13 protein-coding genes are annotated in these 20,369 nt (G+C 76.6%); 5 read left to right on the top strand and 8 right to left on the bottom strand.

All coding sequences use genetic code 11. The features are described from left to right. Together MUU72_RS17545 and MUU72_RS17540 are read right to left on the bottom strand one after the other, a co-directional pair. On the bottom strand, positions 1–890 hold an 890-nt coding region (locus MUU72_RS17545), incomplete at its 3' end, for a DUF8829 domain-containing protein (protein ID WP_248014222.1). A gap of 120 nt (positions 891–1,010) precedes the next feature. Next, positions 1,011–3,035, bottom strand: coding sequence for an acetoacetate--CoA ligase (locus MUU72_RS17540; protein WP_248014221.1), 2,025 nt, complete (start codon positions 3,033–3,035; stop codon positions 1,011–1,013). A gap of 287 nt (positions 3,036–3,322) precedes the next feature. Here MUU72_RS17540 and MUU72_RS17535 point away from each other — a divergent pair, with 287 nt between their 5' ends. From MUU72_RS17535 to MUU72_RS17525, 3 genes are all read left to right on the top strand, one after another. Further along, positions 3,323–5,749 (top strand): glycoside hydrolase family 31 protein, encoded by a 2,427-nt coding sequence (locus MUU72_RS17535; protein ID WP_248014220.1) that lies wholly within the window; start codon positions 3,323–3,325, stop codon positions 5,747–5,749. Positions 5,750–5,845: 96 nt separating this feature from the next. Beyond that, positions 5,846–6,712, top strand: a complete 867-nt coding sequence (locus MUU72_RS17530) for a M15 family metallopeptidase (RefSeq protein ID WP_248014219.1) — start codon at positions 5,846–5,848, stop codon at positions 6,710–6,712. A 142-nt stretch (positions 6,713–6,854) separates the two neighbouring features. Continuing rightward, positions 6,855–8,549, top strand: a complete 1,695-nt coding sequence (locus MUU72_RS17525) for a GGDEF domain-containing protein (RefSeq protein WP_248014218.1) — start codon at positions 6,855–6,857, stop codon at positions 8,547–8,549. Positions 8,550–8,667: 118 nt separating this feature from the next. On the opposite strand, the gene MUU72_RS17520 is transcribed toward MUU72_RS17525, so the two are convergent. The 5 genes from MUU72_RS17520 to MUU72_RS17500 all read right to left on the bottom strand — a co-directional run bounded on the left by MUU72_RS17520 (position 8,668) and on the right by MUU72_RS17500 (position 13,912). Next, on the bottom strand, positions 8,668–9,279 hold the full coding sequence (locus MUU72_RS17520; RefSeq protein WP_248014217.1) for a GTP-binding protein: 612 nt from the start codon (positions 9,277–9,279) through the stop codon (positions 8,668–8,670). A 206-nt stretch (positions 9,280–9,485) separates the two neighbouring features. Continuing rightward, a complete protein-coding gene (locus MUU72_RS17515) occupies positions 9,486–10,355 on the bottom strand; it encodes an alpha/beta fold hydrolase (RefSeq protein WP_248014216.1) in 870 nt (289 codons plus the stop codon). 74 nt (positions 10,356–10,429) lie between these two features. Next, positions 10,430–10,843, bottom strand: coding sequence for a DUF742 domain-containing protein (locus MUU72_RS17510; protein WP_248014215.1), 414 nt, complete (start codon positions 10,841–10,843; stop codon positions 10,430–10,432). Positions 10,844–10,874: 31 nt separating this feature from the next. Next, on the bottom strand, positions 10,875–11,300 hold the full coding sequence (locus MUU72_RS17505) for a roadblock/LC7 domain-containing protein (protein WP_248014214.1): 426 nt from the start codon (positions 11,298–11,300) through the stop codon (positions 10,875–10,877). Beyond that, the gene (locus MUU72_RS17500) at positions 11,297–13,912 is read right to left on the bottom strand and encodes a sensor histidine kinase (protein ID WP_248014213.1); all 2,616 of its coding nucleotides are present in this window, start codon (positions 13,910–13,912) and stop codon (positions 11,297–11,299) included. The genes MUU72_RS17505 and MUU72_RS17500 overlap by 4 nt, the downstream gene beginning before the upstream one ends. 368 nt (positions 13,913–14,280) lie before the next feature. Here MUU72_RS17500 and MUU72_RS17495 point away from each other — a divergent pair, with 368 nt between their 5' ends. Together MUU72_RS17495 and MUU72_RS17490 are read left to right on the top strand one after the other, a co-directional pair. After that, positions 14,281–14,664: a hypothetical protein gene (locus MUU72_RS17495; protein WP_248014212.1), complete on the top strand. Its 384-nt coding sequence runs from the start codon at positions 14,281–14,283 to the stop codon at positions 14,662–14,664. A 193-nt stretch (positions 14,665–14,857) separates the two neighbouring features. After that, positions 14,858–15,661, top strand: a complete 804-nt coding sequence (locus MUU72_RS17490) for an IclR family transcriptional regulator (protein WP_248014211.1) — start codon at positions 14,858–14,860, stop codon at positions 15,659–15,661. 3 nt (positions 15,662–15,664) lie between these two features. On the opposite strand, the gene MUU72_RS17485 is transcribed toward MUU72_RS17490, so the two are convergent. Next, entirely contained in the window at positions 15,665–20,341 is a 4,677-nt protein-coding gene (locus tag MUU72_RS17485; protein ID WP_248014210.1) for a coiled-coil domain-containing protein, read from the bottom strand. Positions 20,342–20,369 lie beyond the last annotated feature (28 nt).

Here is a 20,369-nt window from a genome sequence, read left to right as displayed (position 1 = left end):
GGGCCGGGTGGGGGTGGGAGGGGGAGGCCGGGGGCGTAGTCGACGCGGTGCTCGGGTGGGATGGGCTCGTCGGTTTCGGGGTCGGTGCAGTAGGCGTCGAAGATCTCGGCGGCGCTGATGGGGTCGGGCCAGGCGTCGCGGAGGCGCCAGCCGCGGACGGTGGCGGGGGCCGGGTCGGTGGGGGTGCCGGTGCCGGTGGGGGTGGTGCGGCAGACGAGGGCGCCGCCGGTGGGGGCGGCGAGGGCGGCGGCGAGGACCGTGCAGAAGCTCAGGGTGTCCGTTTCGCCGAGGCGGGGCGGGCCGTCGGCGGGGGTGGTGGTGTGGAGGTAGGCGCGGAGCGAGCCGGTGGCGTCGGGAAGGGTGCAGACGAGGTGGTGGGTGCCTGCGCCGAGGGCGGTGAGGAGGTGCTGGAGGGCGGTGGTGGCGCGGTGGAAGGCGGCGTGGGCGAGGTCCTCGCCGCAGGTGGGGCAGCGGCCGGCGCGGGCGAGCAGGGTGGTGGCGCGGTCCCAGGAGGCGCGGCGGGCGGCTTCCTCGGTGAGTAACGGCAGGAGCCGGTCGAGGGGGGTGCCGTCGTAGGGGACGGTGGCGCCGGTGCAGGCGAGGGCGGCGGTGTAGCGGCTGCGGCTGCCGGGGTCGTCGGCGTCGAGGCCGTGGTCGGCGCAGTAGCGGGCGTAGGCGGCCGGGTCGAAGAGGCAGAGGGTGGTGTGGATGCCCTCGGCGGCGAGGGTGCGCAGGAGGCTTTCGAGTTGGCGGAGGTAGCGGCGGTGGTCGTCGTAGGGGAAGGTGCGGTAGCGGCGCATGGCGGCGAAGTCGCGGGCGTCGGCGAGGACGGCGGCGGTGCTGGGGACGTCGCGGCGGAGCGGGTGGGCGGGGCGGGTGGTGGGTGTCATGGCTCCCCCTCGGTGGGTGCGGGTGGGCAGTTCTTTCGTCACCGAGAGTAATCGGGGGGTCTGACAACGGCGGCCGGCGCCGGGGCGGTGGGCCGCCGGCGCCGGGTGGGGCGGGCGGGGTCAGGTGGCGCGGTCGGCGGCGAGCCGCTCGTAGAAGCGGAGGAGTTCGAGGTTGTCGACGGAGCCGGGGTTGACGGCCTTTTCGAGGGGGGTGCCGGCCAGGAGGCGTTTGACGGGGACCTCGATGCGCTTGCCGGTGAGGGTGTGCGGGACGCCGGGGGCTTCGATGATCTCGTCGGGGACGTGGCGCGGGGAGAGCTGTTCGCGGAGGGTGCGCTTGATGCGGTCGCGCAGGGCGTCGTCGAGGGTGGCGCCGGGGGCGAGGTGGACGAAGAGCGGCATCCAGTAGCCGCCGTCGGGGAGTTCGAGGCCGATGACGAGGGATTCGCGGATCTCGGGGAGGCGTTCGACGGCTTCGTAGATGTCGGCGGAGCCCATCCGGACGCCCTGGCGGTTGAGGGTGGAGTCGGAGCGGCCGTGGATGATGACGCTGCCGCGGGAGGTGAGGGTGATCCAGTCGCCGTGCCGCCAGACGCCGGGGTACATGTCGAAATAGCTGTCGTGGTAGCGGGTGCCGTCGGGGTCGTTCCAGAAGCGGGTGGGCATGGACGGCATGGGCTCGGTGACGACGAGCTCGCCGACCTCGTCGGTGACGGGCCTTCCCTGGGGGTCCCATGCCTGGAGGTCGGTGCCGAGGCAGGGGGCCTGGAGTTCGCCGATGTGGACGGGGAGGGTGGGGACGGCGCCGGCGAAGCAGCTGCACACGTCGGTGCCGCCGCTGACGGAGGCGGTCCACAGGTCGGTGCCGGTTTCGGCGAAGGTGTCGTGGAGCCAGCGGAAGCCGTCGGGCGGGAGCGGGGAGCCGGTGGTGGCGACGCAGGTGACGGTGGACAGGTCGAGGTCGCGGGCGGGGTGCAGGCCGGCCTTGCGGCAGGCCATGACGTAGGCGGCGGAGGTGCCGAAGACGGTGGTGCGGGTGGCGGCGGCGACCTGCCACTGGGCGTCGGTGGCGGGGTGGCCGGGGCTGCCGTCGTAGAGGACGAGCGTGGCGCCGGCGAGGAGGCCGCCGACGAGGAAGTTCCACATCATCCAGCCGGTGGAGGTGTACCAGAAGAAGCGGTCGCCGGGGCCGAGGTCGCAGTGCAGGCCGGTCTGCTTGAGGTGTTCGAGGAGGATGCCGCCCTGGGACTGGACGAGGGCCTTGGGGAGGCCGGTGGTGCCGGAGGAGTACAGGACCCACAGCGGGTGGTCGAAGGGGAGCTGTTCGTAGACCGGTTCGGTGTCGTCGGCGATCAGGTCGGACCAGTTCAGGGCGCCTTCGGGGGCGGGGGTGCCGAGCAGGGGGACGTGGACGACGGCGCGCAGGGTGGGGAGTTCGGCGCGGAGTTCGGCGACGGTGGCGCGGCGGTCGTGTTCCTTGCCGCCGTAGCGGTAGCCGTCGACGGTGAACAGGACGACCGGTTCGACCTGCTGGAAGCGGTCCAGGACGCTGCGGGCGCCGAAGTCGGGGGCGCAGGAGGTCCAGACGGCGCCGACCGCGGCGGTGGCCAGCAGGGCGGTCACGGCCTGCGGGATGTTGGGGAGGTAGCCGCTGACGCGGTCGCCGGGGCGGACGCCGAGGCGGCGCAGGGCGGCGGCCAGGGAGCCGACCTGGGCGCGGAGTTCGGCCCACGTGACGGGGGCGGGGTCCTGGCGCTCGTCGACGGCGAGCAGGGCGGGGGTGTCGGCCCGGGCGGGGTCCTCGGCGGCACGCAGGGCGTGTTCGGCGTAGTTGAGGGTGGCGCCGGGGAACCAGCGGGCGCCGGGCATGGTGCGGTCGGCGAGGACGGTGTCGTAGGGGGTGGTGAAGCGGACGTCGAACCATTCGGCAACGGCCTGCCAGAAGGCGGGGAGGTGGTCGACGGACCAGCGGTGCAGGGCGGCGTAACTGGCGGCGGGGTCGCCGGGGGCGGGGGCGGGGGCGCCGTGGTGGGTGGCGGCCCAGGCGTGGAAGCGGGTGACCTGTGCGCCGGCGATGCGGTCCGGGCCGGGCTGCCAGAGGGGTGCCTCGGCGGGCCGGTCGGCGGAGTGCGGTGCGGTGGTCATGATGCGGCTCCTGGCAGGTACGCGTCGTGGGCGTCGGGCGCGCGCGGTGGCGGGGGTCGCCCGGGGTGCGCGTGACCGGCTTGCCTGGACGATGCCATGTGATCGTCTTGTGCACCAGGGTGGTCCGCACATTGCGGGGGCGGTGGCGGGGTGCCGGGTGGTCTGTCCCGTTTGGTGGCGGGGTGCCGGGCAGGAGGGGGCCGGTGGCGGCCGGGTGGGCCCCTGCGCAGGTGAACGGCAGTTGAACGGTTCCCGCCCACGGGGTCGCGGGTGGCAGGCTGACCGGCATGAACGGGCGTGATCTGGGGCGGTCGGTGCGGATGGTCAGGGCGGTCGGGGCGGTGCAGGGGCTGCGGGCCGTGCGTGCGGCGTGGCGCCGGAGCAGGGCGGATGCGCGGGCGCTGCCGCGGCGGGGTGCGGAGCGGGCGCGGGTGCCGGGTGAGGCGCGCGGGGCGGAGCCGCTGCCGGGCGGCGGGGTGATCCACTTCGCGCGGTCGTCGCTGCGGGTGCGGGTGGCGGCGGGCGGCGCGGTCTTCTGCGGCTGGGACGGGGCCGGTCCGGAGCCGTCGTACGCGCTGGCCGGGGCGTGTCCGGAGGTGGATCCGCGGGTGGTGCTGGAGCCGGACACCGAGGGCGGCTGGCGGGTCGTCTCGGAGCGGGTGCTGGTGGTGGTGTCCCGGTACGGCGCGGTGGAGGTGCGGACGCCGGGCGGGGCGATGCTGCGGCGGGAGCTGCCGCCGCGGTGGTGGGACCGGGTGGCGGACGGTGCCGCCGAGGCGGGCGCGGAGGGGGACGGGCGGCCCGAGGGGGCGGCGGGGTCGCGGTGGGTGCAGCGGTCGGAGGTGGCGGCGGACGCGCGGTTCTTCGGGCTGGGCGGCCGGTCGGGCGGGCCGCGGCTGCGGGACGGGGTGTACCGGCTGTGGAACACCGATCCGGGCGGCGCGTTCCGGCCGGGCGACGATCCGCTGTACCTGACGATGCCGGTGCAACTGGTGGTGGCGGACGCGGGGACGCACCTGGTGTTCCACGACAACTCCTGGGACGGCCGGGTGACGCTGCACGAGGGGGCGGAGGGCGCCGGGTCGGGGCACGACCGGCCGGGCACCTGTGAGCTGCGGATGGACGGCGGGCCGCTGCGGTACTGGGTGCTGGCGGGGACGCCGGCCCGGGTGCTGCTGGGGTGGACGGCGCTGACCGGGGCGCCGGCCCTGCCGCCCCGGTGGGCGCTGGGGTACCAGCACGCCCGGTGGGGGTTCGGCGGTGCCGAGGGGGTGCGGAGGGTGGTGGCGGGCTACCGGGAGCGGGGGCTGCCGCTGTCGGCGGTCCACCTGGACATCGACCACTACGACGGGCACCGGGTGTTCACCGTGGACCGCGAGCAGTACCCCGATCTTCCGGGCCTGGCACGGGAGTTGGGGGACGCGGGGGTGCGGCTGGTGTCGATCGTGGACCCGGCGGTGAAGGCAGAGCCGGGGAACGCGGTGTACGAGGGCGGGGCGGCGGTGGACGCGTTCGTGCGGGACGCGCGGGGGCGGGAGGTGCGGGGGGTGGTGTGGGCGGGTGAGTCGGTGTATCCGGACTTCACCGACGCACGGGTGCGCAAGTGGTGGGGGGCGCTGTACGGGGAGCGGCTGGCGCAGGGGTTCGCGGGGGTGTGGCACGACATGAACGAACCGGTGTCGTTCGCGGCGTTCGGGGAGCCGACGCTGCCCCGGTCGGCGCGGCACGACCTGGAGGGGCGCGGTGGCGACCACCGGGAGGCGCACAACGTCTACGGGCTGGCGATGGCGCAGGCGGCCTTCGAGGGGCTGTGCGAACTGCGGCCCGGGGAGCGGCCGTTCCTGTTCTCCCGGTCGGGGTGGGCGGGGCTCCAGCGGTACGGGGGGACGTGGTCGGGGGACGTGGCGACCGGGTGGCCTGGGCTGCGGGCGTCGTTGTCGCTGGTGCTGGGGCTGGGGCTGTGCGGGGTGCCGTACAGCGGGCCGGATGTGGGCGGGTTCTCGGGGGTGCCCTCGCCGGAGCTGTATCTGCGGTGGTTCCAGCTGGGGGCGTACCTGCCGCTGTTCCGGACGCATTCGGCGCTCTGGGCGGGGCGGCGGGAGCCGTGGGCGTACGGCGCCGAGGTGCTGCGGCACGCGGGGGCGGCGCTGCGGGAGCGGGCGCGGCTGCTGCCGTACTTCGTGACGCTGGCGCAGCTGGCGCGGCTGTCGGGGGCGCCGTACGTGCGTCCGGTGTGGTGGAGCACGCCGCGGGACCGGGCGCTGCGGGACTGCGAGGACGCGTTCCTGCTGGGGGACGCGCTGCTGGTGGCGCCGGTACTGGAGGCGGGGGCGGTGCGGCGGGCGGTGCGGCTGCCGCGCGGCCGGTGGTACGACACCGCCACCGGGCGGGCGTACGACGGGCCGGGCCGGGTGTGGGTGGACGCGCCGCTGTCCCGGATCCCGGTGCTGGCGCGGGGCGGGGCGGTGCTGCCGGTGGCGGGGGCGGACGGCGCCACGGAGCTGGAGGTGTGGGCACCGGCGGCCGGGCGGTCGGGCGGCGGGCTGGTGGTGCCGGACGGCGGGGACGGCTGGCGGCGGCCGGCGGTGGAGCGGTTCACCACGCGCTGGGAGGGGGGCCGGGTGGTGGTGGAGCGGCGGGACGGGAGTCCGGCGGGGTATCCGGTGCGGGTGCGGGGGCTGCCCGGGGAGGGCGCCGGGGCGGTGGCGGGGTAACGGGGCGGCGGGGCGGGCCCGTTGGGGCGCGGGCCGGCGGCCCGGAGACGGTGCCGGAGGGTTCCGCGGGCGGGCCGCGCCTGGTAGACGAGGGGCATGTCGATACTTGCTGCTACCTGGCGCGGCCTGGTCGCCGCGGCCGCCGCGCTGCTCACCGTCACCGCCGTCCCGCCGAGCGCGGTGGCGGGCCCCACCGCCGGGGCGCCGCCGGGACCGCGCGCCTTCGGTGCGGGCGCCTCCCGTGCGGGTGCCGAGGGCGGCGCGGCGCCCGGGGAGTTCGTGGCGCTGCGCGAGGTCGATCCCACGATCATCCAGGAGATGCGCTACGCCACCCCGCACGACTTCATGGGCGTCCCGGTGACGGGGTACCGGGAGCCGGTGTGCATCCTGACCCGGGACGCGGCGCGGGCGCTGCACCGCGCGCAGCTGTCCTTCCTGCGGCGCGGATACACCCTGAAGGTCTACGACTGCTACCGCCCGCAGCGGGCGGTGGACCATTTCGTGGCGTGGGCGAAGGACCTGTCCGACCAGCGGATGAAGGCGGAGTTCTATCCGCGGGTGGACAAGTCGGTGCTGTTCCGGGACGGCTATATCGCGGAGAAGTCCGGGCACAGCCGGGGCAGTACGGTGGATCTGACGCTGGTGCGGCTGCCGGCGCTGCCGACCCGGCCGTATGTGCCCGGGGAGCCGCTGACGCCGTGCTTCGGGCCCAGGGCGAGCCGTTTCCCGGACAATTCGCTGGACATGGGGACCGGTTTCGACTGCTTCGACACCCTCGCGCACACCCTCGATCCGCGGGTCACGGGCAGGCAGCGGGCGAACCGGCTGCTGCTGAAATCGGGGCTGGAGCGGGCCGGGTTCGTCAATTACGCGGACGAATGGTGGCATTACACGTTCACGCCGGAGACGTTCCCGGACACGTATTTCGATTTCCCGGTGGCGCGGAGTTCCCTGCGGCACTGAGGCGCGGCAGAAAGGCGCTGCGGCAGCGGGGGCGTGGGCGGCGGGCCGCGCCACCGTTCCCGCGCCGTACGCTCCGGAAGGGTGCGTGAACAGTGCGTGAACGAGGCGCCGCCGGGCCCCGGATGGCGGCATCCTGCTGCTCGTGCCTGCCTGGACGGACCAGCTCCGCTTCGCTTTCCAGCCCGTGGTCAACCTCGCGACCGGTTCGGTCGCCGCGCTGGAGACCCTCGCCCGCCCCGAGGACGGCGAGGTCGATGTCCTGACCTGCGCGCGTCACTGCCCCGATCTGGACGCCGAGCTGGCCGCGCTCGCGGTCCGCGCGGCGGCGGAGCAGGAGACGCCGCTGCCGCTGCACGTCAACGTGTGCGCGGGGACGGTGGCGCGGCGGCCGGGGCTGGCGCCGCTGGGTGCGGCGGTGCGGGCCGCGGGGCGGCTGCCGTGGGAGATCACCCTCGATCTGGTCGGCCCGTTCACCCCGGTGCCGGAGGAGGAGCTGCTGGCGGCGGTGGCGGGGTTGCGCGACGCGGGCTACCGGATCTGCGCGGACGGGGTCGGGGACGGCGATCTGCCGCTGCGGCTGCTGGGGGAACTGGCGCCGGACGTGGTCAAGCTGGACCGTTCGCTGTGTGCGCGGCTGGAGCGGGACCCGGGGCGACAGGCGGTGGTGGCCGCGATGCGGCAGCTGTGCGAGCGGGTGGGCGGGCTGCTGGCGATCGAGGGGGTGGAGACCGAGCGGCAGTACGCGGCGGTGCGCCAGGCCGGGGTGCAGCTGGCGCAGGGGCACCTGTTCGCGCCGCCGTCGCGGCGGGCGGCGGCGGAGGTGTACCTGCCGGTCCCGCCCGCGGTGACCGGCCGGACCGCGGCGGACCGGCCGGCGTCGGGGCCGCCGGTGGCGCAGTTCCTCCAGCCGGCGGCGCTGCTGCCGATGTCGGCGTCGGCGGGGGCGGTGCGCAGCCATCTGACGGGTTTCCCCGAGGTGTCGGGGGTGCTGCTGGTGGACGCGGACGGGGTGCCGGTGCGGGCGATCAACCGCGACCGGTTCCTGCTGTCGCTGTCCTCGCGCTACGGGCACGCGCTGTACGCGGACCGGCCGGCGCTGCGGCTGGCGGACCGGCCGCGGACGGTGGGTGCGGACGCCACCGCCTGGCAGGTGCTGGACATGATCGCGGACGGTGAGCGGGACCGGACCGGCGACGACGTGGCGGTGGTGGACGAGCGGGGCCGGTGCATCGGGGTGGTGCACCTGGCGGACATCCTGCGGGCGCTGGCGGAGAGCCGGGTGGAGGAGGCGGCGCGGCTCAACCCGCTGACCCGGCTGCCCGGTTCGGACGCGGTCAACGCCGAGGTGGACCGGCGGATCGCGGAGGGCCGGGAGGTCGCCCTGAGCTGGCTGGACGTGGACGGCTTCAAGCAGGTCAACGACGGCGCCGGGTTCGCGGCCGGGGACGAGCTGATCCGGGCGGTGGGCCGGACGCTGGCGGAGGTGGCGGCGGACGAGCCGGCGAGCCGGGTGGGGCACATCGGCGGCGACGACTTCCTGGTGCTGGCCGGGGCGGACGGGCTGGAGCCGTTCGCCAAGGCGCTGCTGGACGTGGCGTGGTCGGCGGGCGGTCGGCCGGTGACGTTGTCGCTGGCGACGGTGGTGTGCCCGGCCGGCAGCGTCTCCGGGCACGGTCCGGCGGCGGCCGCGCTGGCGCCGCTGAAGAAGGCCGCCAAGGACCTGCCGGGGGCGAGCTGGGTGGTGGGGCGGCTGGGCGCGGAGGGCATCGAGGTGCGGCGCGGGGCGGCCCCCGGCGGCCCGCCCGCTCCCCAACTCCCGTGCCGGGTCCGGCCTTGAGGGCTCCCCGGTGCTGGGGACCGGCCGGTGGGCGGGCCGGGCCGCGGTCCGCGTCCCGGGGTGGCGGAGTGCGGTCCGCGCCCCGGTGGCGGGGGACGAGCCGTGCGTCCGGGCCCGGTCAGGGCAGCGCGGGCTCCGGGTGGCGGGCGCCGCGCCGCATCGCGTGCTCGACGACGGCGACCAGCACGTCCCGGGCGGACTCGCGCTCCCGGGCGTCGCAGAGCAGCACCGGCACCTCGGGGTCGAGGTCCAGGGCGTCCCGGACCGCCTCGGCGGGGTAGCGGTCGGCGCCGTCGAAGCAGTTGACCGCGACGACGAAGGGCAGACCGCGGCGTTCGAAGTAGTCGATGGCGGCGAAGCTGTCAGCCAGGCGGCGGGTGTCGGCGAGCACCACCGCGCCGAGCGCGCCGCCGGCCAGGTCGTCCCACAGGAACCAGAAGCGGTCCTGGCCGGGGGTGCCGAAGAGGTAGAGGACCAGTTCGTCGTGGACGGTGATCCGGCCGAAGTCCATGGCGACGGTGGTGGTGGACTTGGCCTCGACGCCGTGCAGGTCGTCGACCGGGCGGCCGGCCTCGGTCAGCCGCTCCTCGGTGCGCAGCGGCCGGATCTCGCTGACCGCGCCCACCAGGGTGGTCTTGCCGACGCCGAAGCCGCCCGCGACGAGGATCTTGAGCGTCACCGGCTCGGCCGGCCCGGACCGGCGCCGGCGCTCAGAACGCCCGAAGACCATGCGATTCCTTCTCCTGAATGTCCGGGGACGCGGGGCGCACCGGGACAGCGCGCAGCCGTCCCGCGGTGCGGGGCGGTCGCCGGCGGCGACCGCCAGTGCACCGTACAACGTGCTGCGGACGGCGCCCACTTGAGGTCCGGTCCGTTCCGCCGGGGGCCGGCGGGCAGAGGCCCGCCAACCGTCCCAAAAGGACCGTGCGGGCCGGCTCAGCGCCGCCGGTGGGCGGCGAGGTGGCCGAGGATCTCCGGGACGACCCGGGCCGGCTGCTCCTCGGGCAGCCAGTGGCCGGCGCCGGTCAGCTCCACGAAGCGGTAGGGGCCGTCCACCCACTCCCCCGTCGCCTCGGCCGCGGTGCGGCCCAGTGCGACGTCCTCGCTGCCCCACAGGAAGAGGGTGGGCACCGCGATCCGGCCGGCGGGGACCGACAGGACGGTCTCGGGGGCGCGGTACCAGTTCAGGGTGGCGGTCAGCGCGCCCGGTGCGGCGAGCCGGCGGACGTTGGCCTCGATCAGGTCGGCGGGGACCTGGTCGCGGTAGAGGGCGCGCAGCCGGGCCGCGCCGGCGGCGAGCAGCGCGCCCTCGGCGGCGCCGTCCGGCCGGCGGAAGAAGCGGACGTAGTCGAGCCGGCGGTGCTGGTCGGGGTCGTCGGCGGCGGCGCGGTCGAGGGCCTCGGGGTGCGGGGTGGCGAGGACAGTGAGCGAGGCCAGCCGCTCGGGGTGGGCGCCGGCCAGCGCCCAGGCGACGAGGCCGCCCCAGTCGTGTGCGACGAGGTGGAAGGGGCCGGTGCCCTGGCTGCCGGCGAAGGCGAGGGCGTCGGCGACGAGGGCGGGGACGGCGTAGTCGGCGATCCGGGGCGGGCGGGCGTCCGGGGAGTAGCCGCGCTGGTCGACGGCGAGCGCGCGGTAGCCGGCGGCGCCCAGGGCGGGCAGCACCGCGCGCCAGGAGTCGGCGAACTCGGGCCAGCCGTGCAGCAGCAGGACCGGTTCGCCGTCGGCCGGTCCGCAGGCCAGGGCGTCGAAGGTGTGCGGGCCGACGGGAATCCGGAGGCGTTCGAAGGGGGTGGGTTCGGCGGGCATGGCGGCTCCTCGGGTGGGGGGTGGCCGGGGGCGGACGGTGCCGCCCGCCCGGGACCGGGCGGGCGGCGGGGCCGTCACAGGGCGCGCAGGCCGTCGATGACCTCGCGCAGCACCTGCGCGTCGGGGAGTTCGGCGGGCGGCACCGGGCGGGTGACGTGCACCAGCCCGGCGTCCAGCAGATCGCCGATCAGGACCCGGACCACGCCCACCGGCAGGTCGAACTCGGCCGCCAGCTCGGCGACCGACTGCGGTGCCTCCCGGCACAGTTCGACGATGTCGACGTGTTCCGGGGAGAGCGTCTGGTCGGCGATCGGCTCCCCGGCGCGGCTCTCCGCGATCACCAGCGCGATCAGGTCCAGCCGTCCCTCGGCGGCCGTGCGGGTGCGCCCGCGCGTCATGGCGTACGGGCGGACGACGGGGCCGGCCTCGTCGTCGAACCAGCGGGCCTGCTCCCGTTCCGGTCCCGGCCGGCCGTCCTGATCGGTCATGGCGCCACCGTAGTCGTACTCGGGCGGTGGGTCAGGACCGGGGCGCGGTGCCCAGGTGCGTGCCCACGCGCTTGACGAGCAGCGTCATCTCGTAGGCGATCTGCCCGACGTCGGAATCGGCGTCGGCGAGCACCGCCAGGCAGCTGCCGTCGCCGGCCGCGCTGACGAAGAGGAACGCGTCGTCCAGCTCGACCATGGTCTGGCGGACCTGGCCGGCGTCGAAGTGCCGGCCGACGCCCTTGGCCAGGCTGTGGAAGCCGGAGGCGACGGCGGCCAGGTGTTCGCTGTCCTCGCGGCTGAGGTCCTTGGAGCCGCCGGTGGCCAGGCCGTCGCTGGAGAGGACCAGGGCTTTGCGGATGCTGCCGACCCGCTCGACCAGCTCGTCCAGCAGCCAGTTCAGCTCGCCGGATCCGTGCGACGGGGCCGCGGTGGACGCTGATGCCTTCGGTGCGGTCATGGACCGTCCTCTCCCGATGTGGTTCGTGGTGCTGTTGCGCCCCCGGGGGCGGCGTCGCCGTCGCCCGGTTCCGGGGATGTGGGGGTGTGCGGGGCCTCGTCGTGCTCCCGGCGGGCGCGCTGCCAGCCGCGCTGGAGCGAGGACATCCGGGCGCGGACCGCCTCGGCGTCCCGGTCGCCGGCGTCCGGGCCGGCCGGGCGGTCCGCCGCCGGGCCGTCGGCCGGGCCGCCCTTGAGCTGCGGCGCGAGGCTGGCCTGGCGGACCCGGCGGGGCAGGCCCTGGGGGGTGGTGGCCGGGGCGGCGGGGCCGCCGCCGGCCGGTGCGGTGCGCGGGGCGTCCGGCGGCCCGGAGGCCGGGGCGGCGTCCGGGGCGCGGTCCCCGTCGCGCGGGGCGTTCGGGGTGCGGGCGCCGTCCACCGTCCGGCCGTGGTCGGAGACCAGCACCGGCGCACGGCGCGGCAGCGGGGCGGGCGCACCGGTCGGGGCCTGGTCGCCGGCCTGCTGGTGCTGTTCGCCGGACGGGACGGCGGTGGGCCGGGGGCGGCCGGCCGGCGGCTGCGCCGGCACCGGGCCGGACCGGTCGTCGCGGCGGGTGCGGCGGGGCAGCGGCACCGGCACCTGGGCGAGCGGGTCCGCGGCGGGGGTGTCGTCGGCCGCGGTGTCCGGCGGGGTGTCCGCGGTGCCGGCGGCGGCCCGGCCGGTGTCCCGGGGGCCCTCGCCGGCCTCGGTGAGCAGCGCGCGGGGGATGAGGACCACCGCGGTGGTGCCGCCGTACGGCGAGGGCTGGAGGGAGACCCGGACGCCCTGCCGCTGGGCGAGCCGGCTGACCACGAACAGGCCGAGCCGGTCGGTGTCGGAGAGTTCGAACTCCGGGGTCTCGGCGAGCCGGAGGTTGGCGTCGAGCAGCTGGTCGGGGGCCATGCCCAGGCCCCGGTCGTGGATCTCCAGGGCGTAGCCGCTGGGGACCCGCTCGCCGAGCACCTGGACGGCGGTGTGCGGCGGGGAGAAGACGGTGGCGTTCTCCACGAGTTCGGCGATCAGGTGGATCAGGTCGGAGACCGCGGGCCCGTCCACCGCGAGGCGGGGCAGTCGGCGGACCTCGATGCGCTCGTAGTCCTCCACCTCGGCGACCGCGGCGCGCACCACGTCCATCAGCTGGACCGGTTTGCGCCACTGCCGGGAGGGGGCGGCGCCGGAGAGGATGACCAGGCCCTCGGCGTGCCGGCGCATGCGGGTGGTCATGTGGTCGAGGCGGAAGAGGTCGGCGAGTTCGTCGGTGTCCTCGGTGCGCCGCTCCATGATGTCCAGCAGGGTCAGCTGGCGGTGCAGCAGGACCTGGCTGCGGCGGGCGAGGTTGACGAACACCTCGGAGACGCCGCGCCGCATGTCGGCCTGTTTGACGGCGGCTTCGACGGCGGCCCGCTGGAGGGTGTTGAGGGCCTGGCCGACCTGGCCGGTCTCGTCCGGGCCGAACTCCAGCCGGGGCGCCTCGGCCTCCACGTCGACGTGTTCGCCGGCCGCCAGCCGGCGCATCACGCTGGGCAGCCGGACGCCGGCGACCTCGTGGGCGGTCTTGCGGAGCCGGGTCAGGTCCCGGACGTGCCGGCGGCCGATGCGCAGTGAGACGACGACCGAGACCAGCAGCGCCAGGAAGCCCAGTACGCCGGTGCCGACGGCCTTGAGGACGATCCTGGTGGCGATCGGCTCGACCCGCTGCTGGTAGCGCTCGCCGGCGTCCTTGCCCATCTGGGCGAGGTCGCCGAGGACCTTCTCGGCGGTGGTGTTCCAGCGGTCGGCGTTGACCGCGTGCGCGGCGCCCGCGGGGTCGGCGGCGATCACGCGGTCCTCGTAGGAGGCCAGTTCACGGCCGGTGGCGGAGTGCCAGTAGTCGTCGTAGGCGCCGCGGTCGGTGGCGGGCAGCAGCGGCAGGTTGGTGCTGTAGAGGATGCGGCGCTCGGCGACCCGGTCGGACAGTTCGCGCTGGTCGTGCTTGCTGATGCTGCCGGAGGCGAGGACCGCGGACATCAGGGCGTCCTCGCGGGCGAACGCCTCGCGGGCGCGGGTGAGGTTGACCAGCGCGCGGCCCTGCTTGTCCATCTCGACGTTCTCCAGGGAGTGGAGCGCGGCGAGCAGGTTGTAGCCGGGGTCGACGAGGGCGTCGTAGGACTCCATGGCCTCGTCGCGGCTGACGCGGTTGTCCTCGACCTGGGCGCGCAGCGCGTCCAGGCCGTCCAGGCCCTTGACGAGGGCGTCGACCCGGCGGCCGGCCTCGCCGGTGAGGTCGGAGCGGGCGTCCTGGGTGTCGACGTCGTCGTGCAGGCGGGCCACCGCGTCGTCGGTGGCCCGGCTCTGGCCGCGGAGTTCGGTCAGCGCGTTGGCGCCGCGGCGGTCGGCGAGGTAGAGCAGGCTCTGGCGGCGTTCGCGCTGGAGGGCCTGGATGACGTCCTCGACGGGGTAGCCGAGGCCGCGGACGACGTTGCCGACGTCGAGGAGCTGGTTGGCCTGGCGTCCGGTGACGTACGTGCTGACGCTCCACATGAGCGTCAGGGACACCAGCGGCACGAGCAGCAGCGCCACGATCTTCCGGCGGACCGACTTCCCGCGAAAGCGCATGGCCTCCCCTACCTCAACCCCGGGGCCGGGGATGGTGTTCCGTCAACAGCGGCGCGAGCCTACTACTGTCGGGGGACCGATCCGAAGGCCCGGCGAACGGGCCCGGGGCGCGGGCACGACGGGATCGTCATGACTTGTCCGGCGATGCCCGGGTGCCGGGCCGCCGAGTGTGGCTATGGCCACCCGGGCGCGTAGCGGACCGCGGCCCCCGGCGGGTGCTTCCGCGGCCCCCGGCGGGTGATCGGGGAGGTGGCCGCGGGCTGGACAGGAGCCCGGCGGGTGTGGCATGTATCCGGTGAATCCGGGCAGCCGCCGAAGAGTCGGACGGCCCGGGGCGGGGCGCGGGAGAGTGCGGGGAGTGTGACGCGGTGGACGGCGGCAGGCGTCCTTTGTGGCAGGAGGAAGTGGCGGTCCGGCGCCGGATGGCCGACCCGGTGCGGACGGCCGCGGTCCGCGCGGTGATCATCGTGGCGGTCACCCTGATCGAGGCCATGGTGGCCTTCCTGTGCACGCTCGCGGGCTCGTGGTACGCCTTCCCCGCGGTGCTCACCACGGTCGCCAGCACGATCGTGGCGACCTGGGCGGTGCTCGACGTCTGGGTGACCCGCCAGGTCTGGATCCAGCGCCACGGGGTCCGGTCCGAGCCGAGCAGCACCGCCCGGGAACTGCGCCGGGAGCGGCGGCAGGCCCGCCGCCGGGAGCGCCGCCGCGGCGCCGGGGGGCCGGCGGGCACGGACCGCGCGGCGGCCTGACCGGCCGGGGCGCCGCGGGCATCGACAGCGGTCCGGGGGCCGTCCGGCGGCCGACCGCTCGCTATGATCCGTCGATCACGCATCGCGGCGCACGATGCGCAACGGAATCCGACACCGGGTCAGGCCCCGCCGGGCTGCCCGGGGAACGGCCCCCACGGTGCCCGCCGGGGGTGACGGGGTGAGGGCGGGAGCCATGGCGAACACGACCGGTACGGCGGCGGAGCGGGGCGGGGAGCGGCGCGGGGCGGGGTCCGTCCAGTCCGTGGAGCGCGCGGTGAGCGTGCTGGAGAGCCTGGCCCGGCTCGGCGAGGCCGGGGTCACCGAACTCGCCGCCGAGCTGGGCGTGCACAAGTCGACCGCGTTCCGCATCCTGGGCGTCCTGGAGAACCGCGGGCTGGTCGAGCAGGAGAAGGAGCGCGGCAAGTACTTCCTGGGCACCGGAGTGCTGCGGCTGGCCGGGGCGGCGGCGATCCGGCTGGACATCTCGCAGGAGGGCCAGCCGGTGTGCCGGGCGCTGGCCGACGCCACCGGGGAGACCGCCAACATCGCCGTGCTGGACGGCGATGCCGCGGTCAACATCATGCAGGCCCGGGGTGCGGCCGCGGTGACCGCCTTCAACTGGCTGGGCCGCCGCACCCCGCTGCACGCCACCGCCAGCGGCAAGGTGCTGCTGGCGCACCTGCCCGACGACCGGCGGGAGGCGCTGCTGGGCCGCCCGCTGCCGCGGTTCACCGCGCACACCGTGACCGACCCCGGCGCCGTCCGGGCGGAGCTGGCGGCCGTCCTGGCAAGCGGTTCGGCCTGGACCGCCGAGGAGTTCGAGACGGGGCTGAACGCCGTGGCGGCGCCGGTGCGGTCCTACGACGGCTCGGTGGTCGGGGCGATCGGGGTCTCCGGCCCCGCGTACCGGATGGCCGGGGAGCGGCTGCCGGAGCTGGCGGAGGCGTCGGTGCGGGCCGCCGCGGACCTCTCCCGCCGGATGGGGTACGGCGGCTGAGCGCTACTCCGCCCCCGCCGGCGCCCCCGCCTCGGCGGCCTGGTCCGGGCGGCGGTACATCCGGGTCGCGGTGATCTGCCCGTGCACCGTCTCCGCGGCCGGATCGGCCTGCGGCAGACCGGGGCGCAGGTGCTCCTCGACGCTGATGTACTTCAGGCCCGCGCGCAGGTCCGCGTCGTTGCGCAACCGGATGACCAGCGGGAACTCCGCGAGCGCGGTGGTGTCGAACAGGCCCGTGGTGTAGAGCAGCTGGACCCCGAGGGCGTCGGCGACGGCCCGCTGGAGCTCCAGCAGGTACGTGGCGTTGGCCCGGCCGATGGGGTTGTCCAGGAACAGCGTGCCGGCGTGCCGCTGCTTGTCCCGGCCCCGGTCGTTGCTGCGCAGCGCGGCCATCGTGCAGTACAGGGCGATGGCCGCGGTCAGCAGCTGGCCGCCGGAGAAGACGTCGCCCATCTGCCCGACCGGCACCCGCTCGGCGCGCAGTACCGCGTCCGGCTTGAGGATCTCCACCGCCACCCCGCGCGGCTGGAGCGCGGCGTGCACCCCGCGCAGCAGCAGGGACATGCCGTCCCGGCGCAGATCGCTGTTCTTCCGCACCGCCGCGCGGGTCGCCTCGTCGATGACCTCGCCCAGCCGCTCGGTGAGCGTGGCCTGGTCGGGGTCCTCGAAGCGGATCCGCAGGAACTCCTGGCCGGACCACTCCCCCAGGCCCTCGGGGAGCCGGGACAGCCGCTGGGCCGAACGGAGCGTCGTCAGCGAGGACTCCACCAGGCCGCGGAGCCGGTCCACGATGGAGTCGCGGTTGCGCTCCAGCTGGGCCAGTTCGTCGGTGAGCACCCGCAGGCGGGGCGCGAACGCCTCGGCCCACGCGGCGGCGTGGTCCGGCAGGGCCGCCGCGGGCAGCTCCCGGATCTGCTGCCGGGCGGGGGTGCGCACCTGCTCGTAGCGGGTGGAGTTGGCGTGCCGGACGAGGATGTCGGCGGCCTCGCGGACCGCGGCCTCGGCGGCGGAGAGGTCCGCGGCGCAGCCGCGCAGCGAGCGGCGGGACTCGGCGGCGGCCTGCCGGGCCTCGGCCAGTCCGCCCGCGTACGGCTCGGCCGGCGGGTCCGCGCCCTCCTCGGGCTCCTGGTGGTCGCGCAGCAGATCGCGCAGCAGCGCGGCGGTCTCGTCGAAGCCGCCGGCCGCGTCCTCGGCGGCGCGGTGGGCCCGGAGCAGCTCCTCGTGCTCGGCGCGGGCGGCCTCCAGCGCCTCGGTGGCGGTGGCGAGTTCGGCGTTGGCGGTGCGCAGCAGCTCCTTGGCCCCCTCGGCGTCGGCGGGCACCAGTTCCTCGGGCAGCTCGGTGTGCGCCTCGCCGTCGGTGGGTGCCAGCCGCTCCGCCTCGCCGCGCAGCCGGCCCAGCTGCTCGCTGGCGGCCGAGGCGCGGCCCTCCAGCATCTGGACCAGCGACTCGGCGCGGGCCGCGGCGGCCTGGCGGGACGGGCCGTCGGCGGCGTCCGGGCTCTGTAGGAGCTGCTCGGCGCGGGTGCGGACCTTGTTGGTGAGGCGGTTGAGCTCGGCCAGCGCGGCGGACTCGTCGCCCTCGGCGCGGGCCTGCTCGGCGCGCAGGTCGGCGCCGACGCCGACCTTCTCGTAGAGCTGGGAGGCGGCGCGGTACGCCTCGCGGAGCGCGGGCAGCGAGGCGGTGGGCTCCTCGGGGGCCTCGCCGAGGTCGTCCGGGACGCCGGCGATCTCGGAGCGCTCGGCGCGCAGCGCGCGGGCGGTGCGGCGGGCGTCGTCGGCGGCCCGCTGGGCGGCCCTGCGGTCCTCGTCGGCGGCCCGGGCGCGGTCCACGCACTCCTCGGCGCGGGCCTCGAACTCGGCGGCCTCGTCGGCCAGTTCGCGCATCCGGGTCTGCCAGCCGGCCCGTTCGCGGAGCCGGTGGGCGAGGCCGGCCAGCAGGTCGGCGGCGCGCCGGGCGCGCTGGGCGGCCTCCTGCCGCTCGTCGCGCACCCGGGTGGCCTCGGCGGCGGTCTCCTCGGTCTCGGCGCGGGCGGCCCGGGCCTCGGCCAGTTCGGCGGCGGCCTGCTCCGCGGCGGTCCGGGCGGCCGCGGCGGCCTCGGCCAGCTCGGCGAGCCGGCCCGCCGGGCAGCCGGCCCGCCAGGAGGCCAGCCGGGCGGCGAGCGCGCGGTCCTGGCCGAGTCGGGCGGCCAGCGTCCGGATCTCCTCGTCGCGGGCGGTGGCGCGGGCGCGCAGGGCGCGGCGCTCCTCGTCGGCGGCGGACTCGTCGTGCATCGCCGGGTTCGGCGGGACGAGGAAGACGCCGGTGTCCTCGGCGTCCTGGGGCCCGGTGGGGGCCAGCAGGGCGGCGGCGGTGCCGACCGCGACGGTGGAGCGGGGCAGCAGCGCGGCCTGGGAGAGCACCTCGCGGGCCCGGGCGTGGGTGTCCGGGTCGGTGATGATCACGCCGTCGACCAGCTCGGGGCGGGCGGACAGCACCCGGGCGTGGTCGGCGGGGTCGACGGACTGGGCCAGATAGCGCCAGCCGGGCAGCGCGGGGACGCCGTGCTCGCCCAGATACTCCACCGCGGCCAGCACGTCCGGGCCGGGCGGCAGCAGCCCGCCGTCGCCCAGGGCGCCCAGGATCCGGGCGTCGTCGGCGGCGGCCGTGCGCAGGTCGAACAGCTGGCGTTCGGCCGCGGCGACGCCGTCCTCCAGGAGGTCGCGCAGGGCGTCGGCGGCGCGGTCCAGCTCCTCGGCGGTGAGCGGCCCGGCGGCGCGCCGCGAGGGGTCGGCGGTGGCTGCGCCGCCCTCGGCGGTGCGCGGGCCGGGCAGCGGGATCGCGGACGCCTCGGGCAGGCCGAGGAGTTCGGTGAGCCGCTGCTCGGCGCCGATCGACTCGGCGGCCCGGCGCTCGGCGTCGTGGGCGCGCTCGGCGGCCTGGGCGGCGTCCTCGGCGCGGGCCGCGGCGAGTTCGGCGGCGGCGTGCCGGGCGGCGGCCTCGCGGGCCTGCTCGGTGGCCTGGCGAGCGGTCTCCCGGGCCGAGTCCCAGGCGGCCACCGCGGTCTTCTCGGCGTCCGAGGCGGCGAGCGCGGCGCGGGCCGGGTCGGCGTCCTGCGCGGCGCCGTCGAGCCAGCCGGCCCGGACCGCCTCCTCGGTCTCCTGGGCGACCTCGGCGAGCCGCTGCTTGAGGTGCTCGGCCTCGCTGCGGGCGCGCTGGGCGCGGGTGGCGGCGGTGGTGGCGTCCCGGTGCGCGGACTCGCCGGCCTCCTGGAGGGCGGCGGACCGCTCCTCCTCCTCGTTGGCGAGCCGCTCCCCGGCCTCGGCGGCGCCGTGCAGGGCGCGCACCAGGTCGGCGGCGGCGGTGGCGCGGGCGGCCAGTGCGGGGGCGGCGTCCCGTTCGGCCTCGCGGATGGCGGCGGCGACCCGGGCCGAGCGGTCGGCGGCGGCGCGGTGGCGCAGCGCGATCTCGGCGGCCTGCCAGGCGCTGTGCAGCGTACGGGCGTCGTTCAGCTCGCGGCGCTGGGCGGCGGCGCCCTTCTCGGCGGCTGCCAGGGCCAGCGAGGCGTGGCGGTAGGCGAGTTCGGCGGAGACCAGGGCGCGGCGCTCGCGGGTGCGCTCGGCGTCGGTGACCCGGTGCGCGGCGCCGGCCACCGCCTCGGCCAGTTCGGCGGCCCGGCCGCGCTCCTCGGTACCGCGCGCGGACAGCCGCTGGGCCAGGGCGCGGGTGCGGCGCTCGGCACCGGCGTGCACCCCCCGGGCCCGCTCGCGGGCCTCGGCGGCCTCGGCGATCCGGGAGAGCAGGTCCAGCGAGCCGGCGGTGAAGTCCCGTTCGGCGGTCAGCTCGGCGCGGCGGCCGAGCTTGTGGGCGAAGCCGTGGACGAGGTCGGCCAGGCCGTCGGTGTCCCGGGTGTCGGTGACCGCGCGCAGCAGCAGGTCGGTGAAGTCGGAGTCGTTCTTGACCGCGAAGAGGCCGGCCGCCTCGCCCTCGTCGGCGTTCATCTCCCGCTGGTAGCGGAAGAGTTCGGGGTCCAGGCCGAGGTCGCCGAGGTGTTCGTTCCAGCGCTCGTGGACCTCTTCCCAGACCACGTCGAGGTTCGGGTAGCTCTTGCCGGCCTCGGTGAGGGCGTCGCGGAACCCCTTCATGGTGCGGCGCCGGCCGTGCGCGCCGGAGCTGCCCTCGCCCTGCTCGGTGCGGGGGCGGACGAGGGTGGCCTCGGCGACCGGGAGGGAGTCCAGGCTCATGCCGGGGCCGGGCCGGAAGCTGTACCACGCCTCGGCGAACTTGCGGGGGTCGTTGGAGACCTGGCGGCCGCGCCATTCGCTGACCTTGCCGACGACGACGGTCTCGCCGGTGAGGACGTGCTGCCACTCCAGGGCGACGTGGCCGCAGTCGTCGGCCAGCAGGAACTTGCGGAGCACGCCGGAGCTGGCGCCGCCCAGGGTGTTGCGGTGGCCGGGCAGCATCACCGAGAAGATCAGCTTGAGCAGGACGGACTTGCCGCCGCCGTTCTCCAGGAAGAGCACGCCGGCCGGGGCCGGGCGGCGCGGCGGGCCGACCGGCTCGTCCTCGAAGAAGTCCGCCTGCGCCGGGGCCGGCTGGGGCACCGGCGCGCCGACCCCGCGCAGGTCCAGGACGGTGTCGGCGTAGCGCGCACCGGCGGGCCCGATGGAGTAGAGGCGGACCCGGGACAGCTCGTACATGGCGGACTCTCGTTGGTGTGTGGGTGGG

It is taken from the genome of Streptomyces rhizoryzae (assembly GCF_023155275.1).
In the GTDB taxonomy this organism is placed as follows: Bacteria; Actinomycetota; Actinomycetes; order Streptomycetales; family Streptomycetaceae; genus Streptomyces; species Streptomyces rhizoryzae.
This window is presented reverse-complemented; position numbering and strand designations above follow the sequence as displayed.

Bases quoted from the DNA above. Each gene is read 5' to 3' on its own strand.
- MUU72_RS17520 (WP_248014217.1), bottom strand. From the start codon at position 9,279: ATGGTCTTCGGGCGTTCTGAGCGCCGGCGCCGGTCCGGGCCGGCCGAG.
- MUU72_RS17505 (WP_248014214.1), bottom strand. From the start codon at position 11,300: ATGACCGCACCGAAGGCATCAGCGTCCACCGCGGCCCCGTCGCACGGA.
- MUU72_RS17540 (WP_248014221.1), bottom strand. From the start codon at position 3,035: ATGACCACCGCACCGCACTCCGCCGACCGGCCCGCCGAGGCACCCCTC.
- MUU72_RS17515 (WP_248014216.1), bottom strand. From the start codon at position 10,355: ATGCCCGCCGAACCCACCCCCTTCGAACGCCTCCGGATTCCCGTCGGC.
- MUU72_RS17500 (WP_248014213.1), bottom strand. From the start codon at position 13,912: ATGCGCTTTCGCGGGAAGTCGGTCCGCCGGAAGATCGTGGCGCTGCTG.
- MUU72_RS17535 (WP_248014220.1), top strand. From the start codon at position 3,323: ATGAACGGGCGTGATCTGGGGCGGTCGGTGCGGATGGTCAGGGCGGTC.
- MUU72_RS17490 (WP_248014211.1), top strand. From the start codon at position 14,858: ATGGCGAACACGACCGGTACGGCGGCGGAGCGGGGCGGGGAGCGGCGC.
- MUU72_RS17510 (WP_248014215.1), bottom strand. From the start codon at position 10,843: ATGACCGATCAGGACGGCCGGCCGGGACCGGAACGGGAGCAGGCCCGC.
- MUU72_RS17485 (WP_248014210.1), bottom strand. From the start codon at position 20,341: ATGTACGAGCTGTCCCGGGTCCGCCTCTACTCCATCGGGCCCGCCGGT.
- MUU72_RS17530 (WP_248014219.1), top strand. From the start codon at position 5,846: ATGTCGATACTTGCTGCTACCTGGCGCGGCCTGGTCGCCGCGGCCGCC.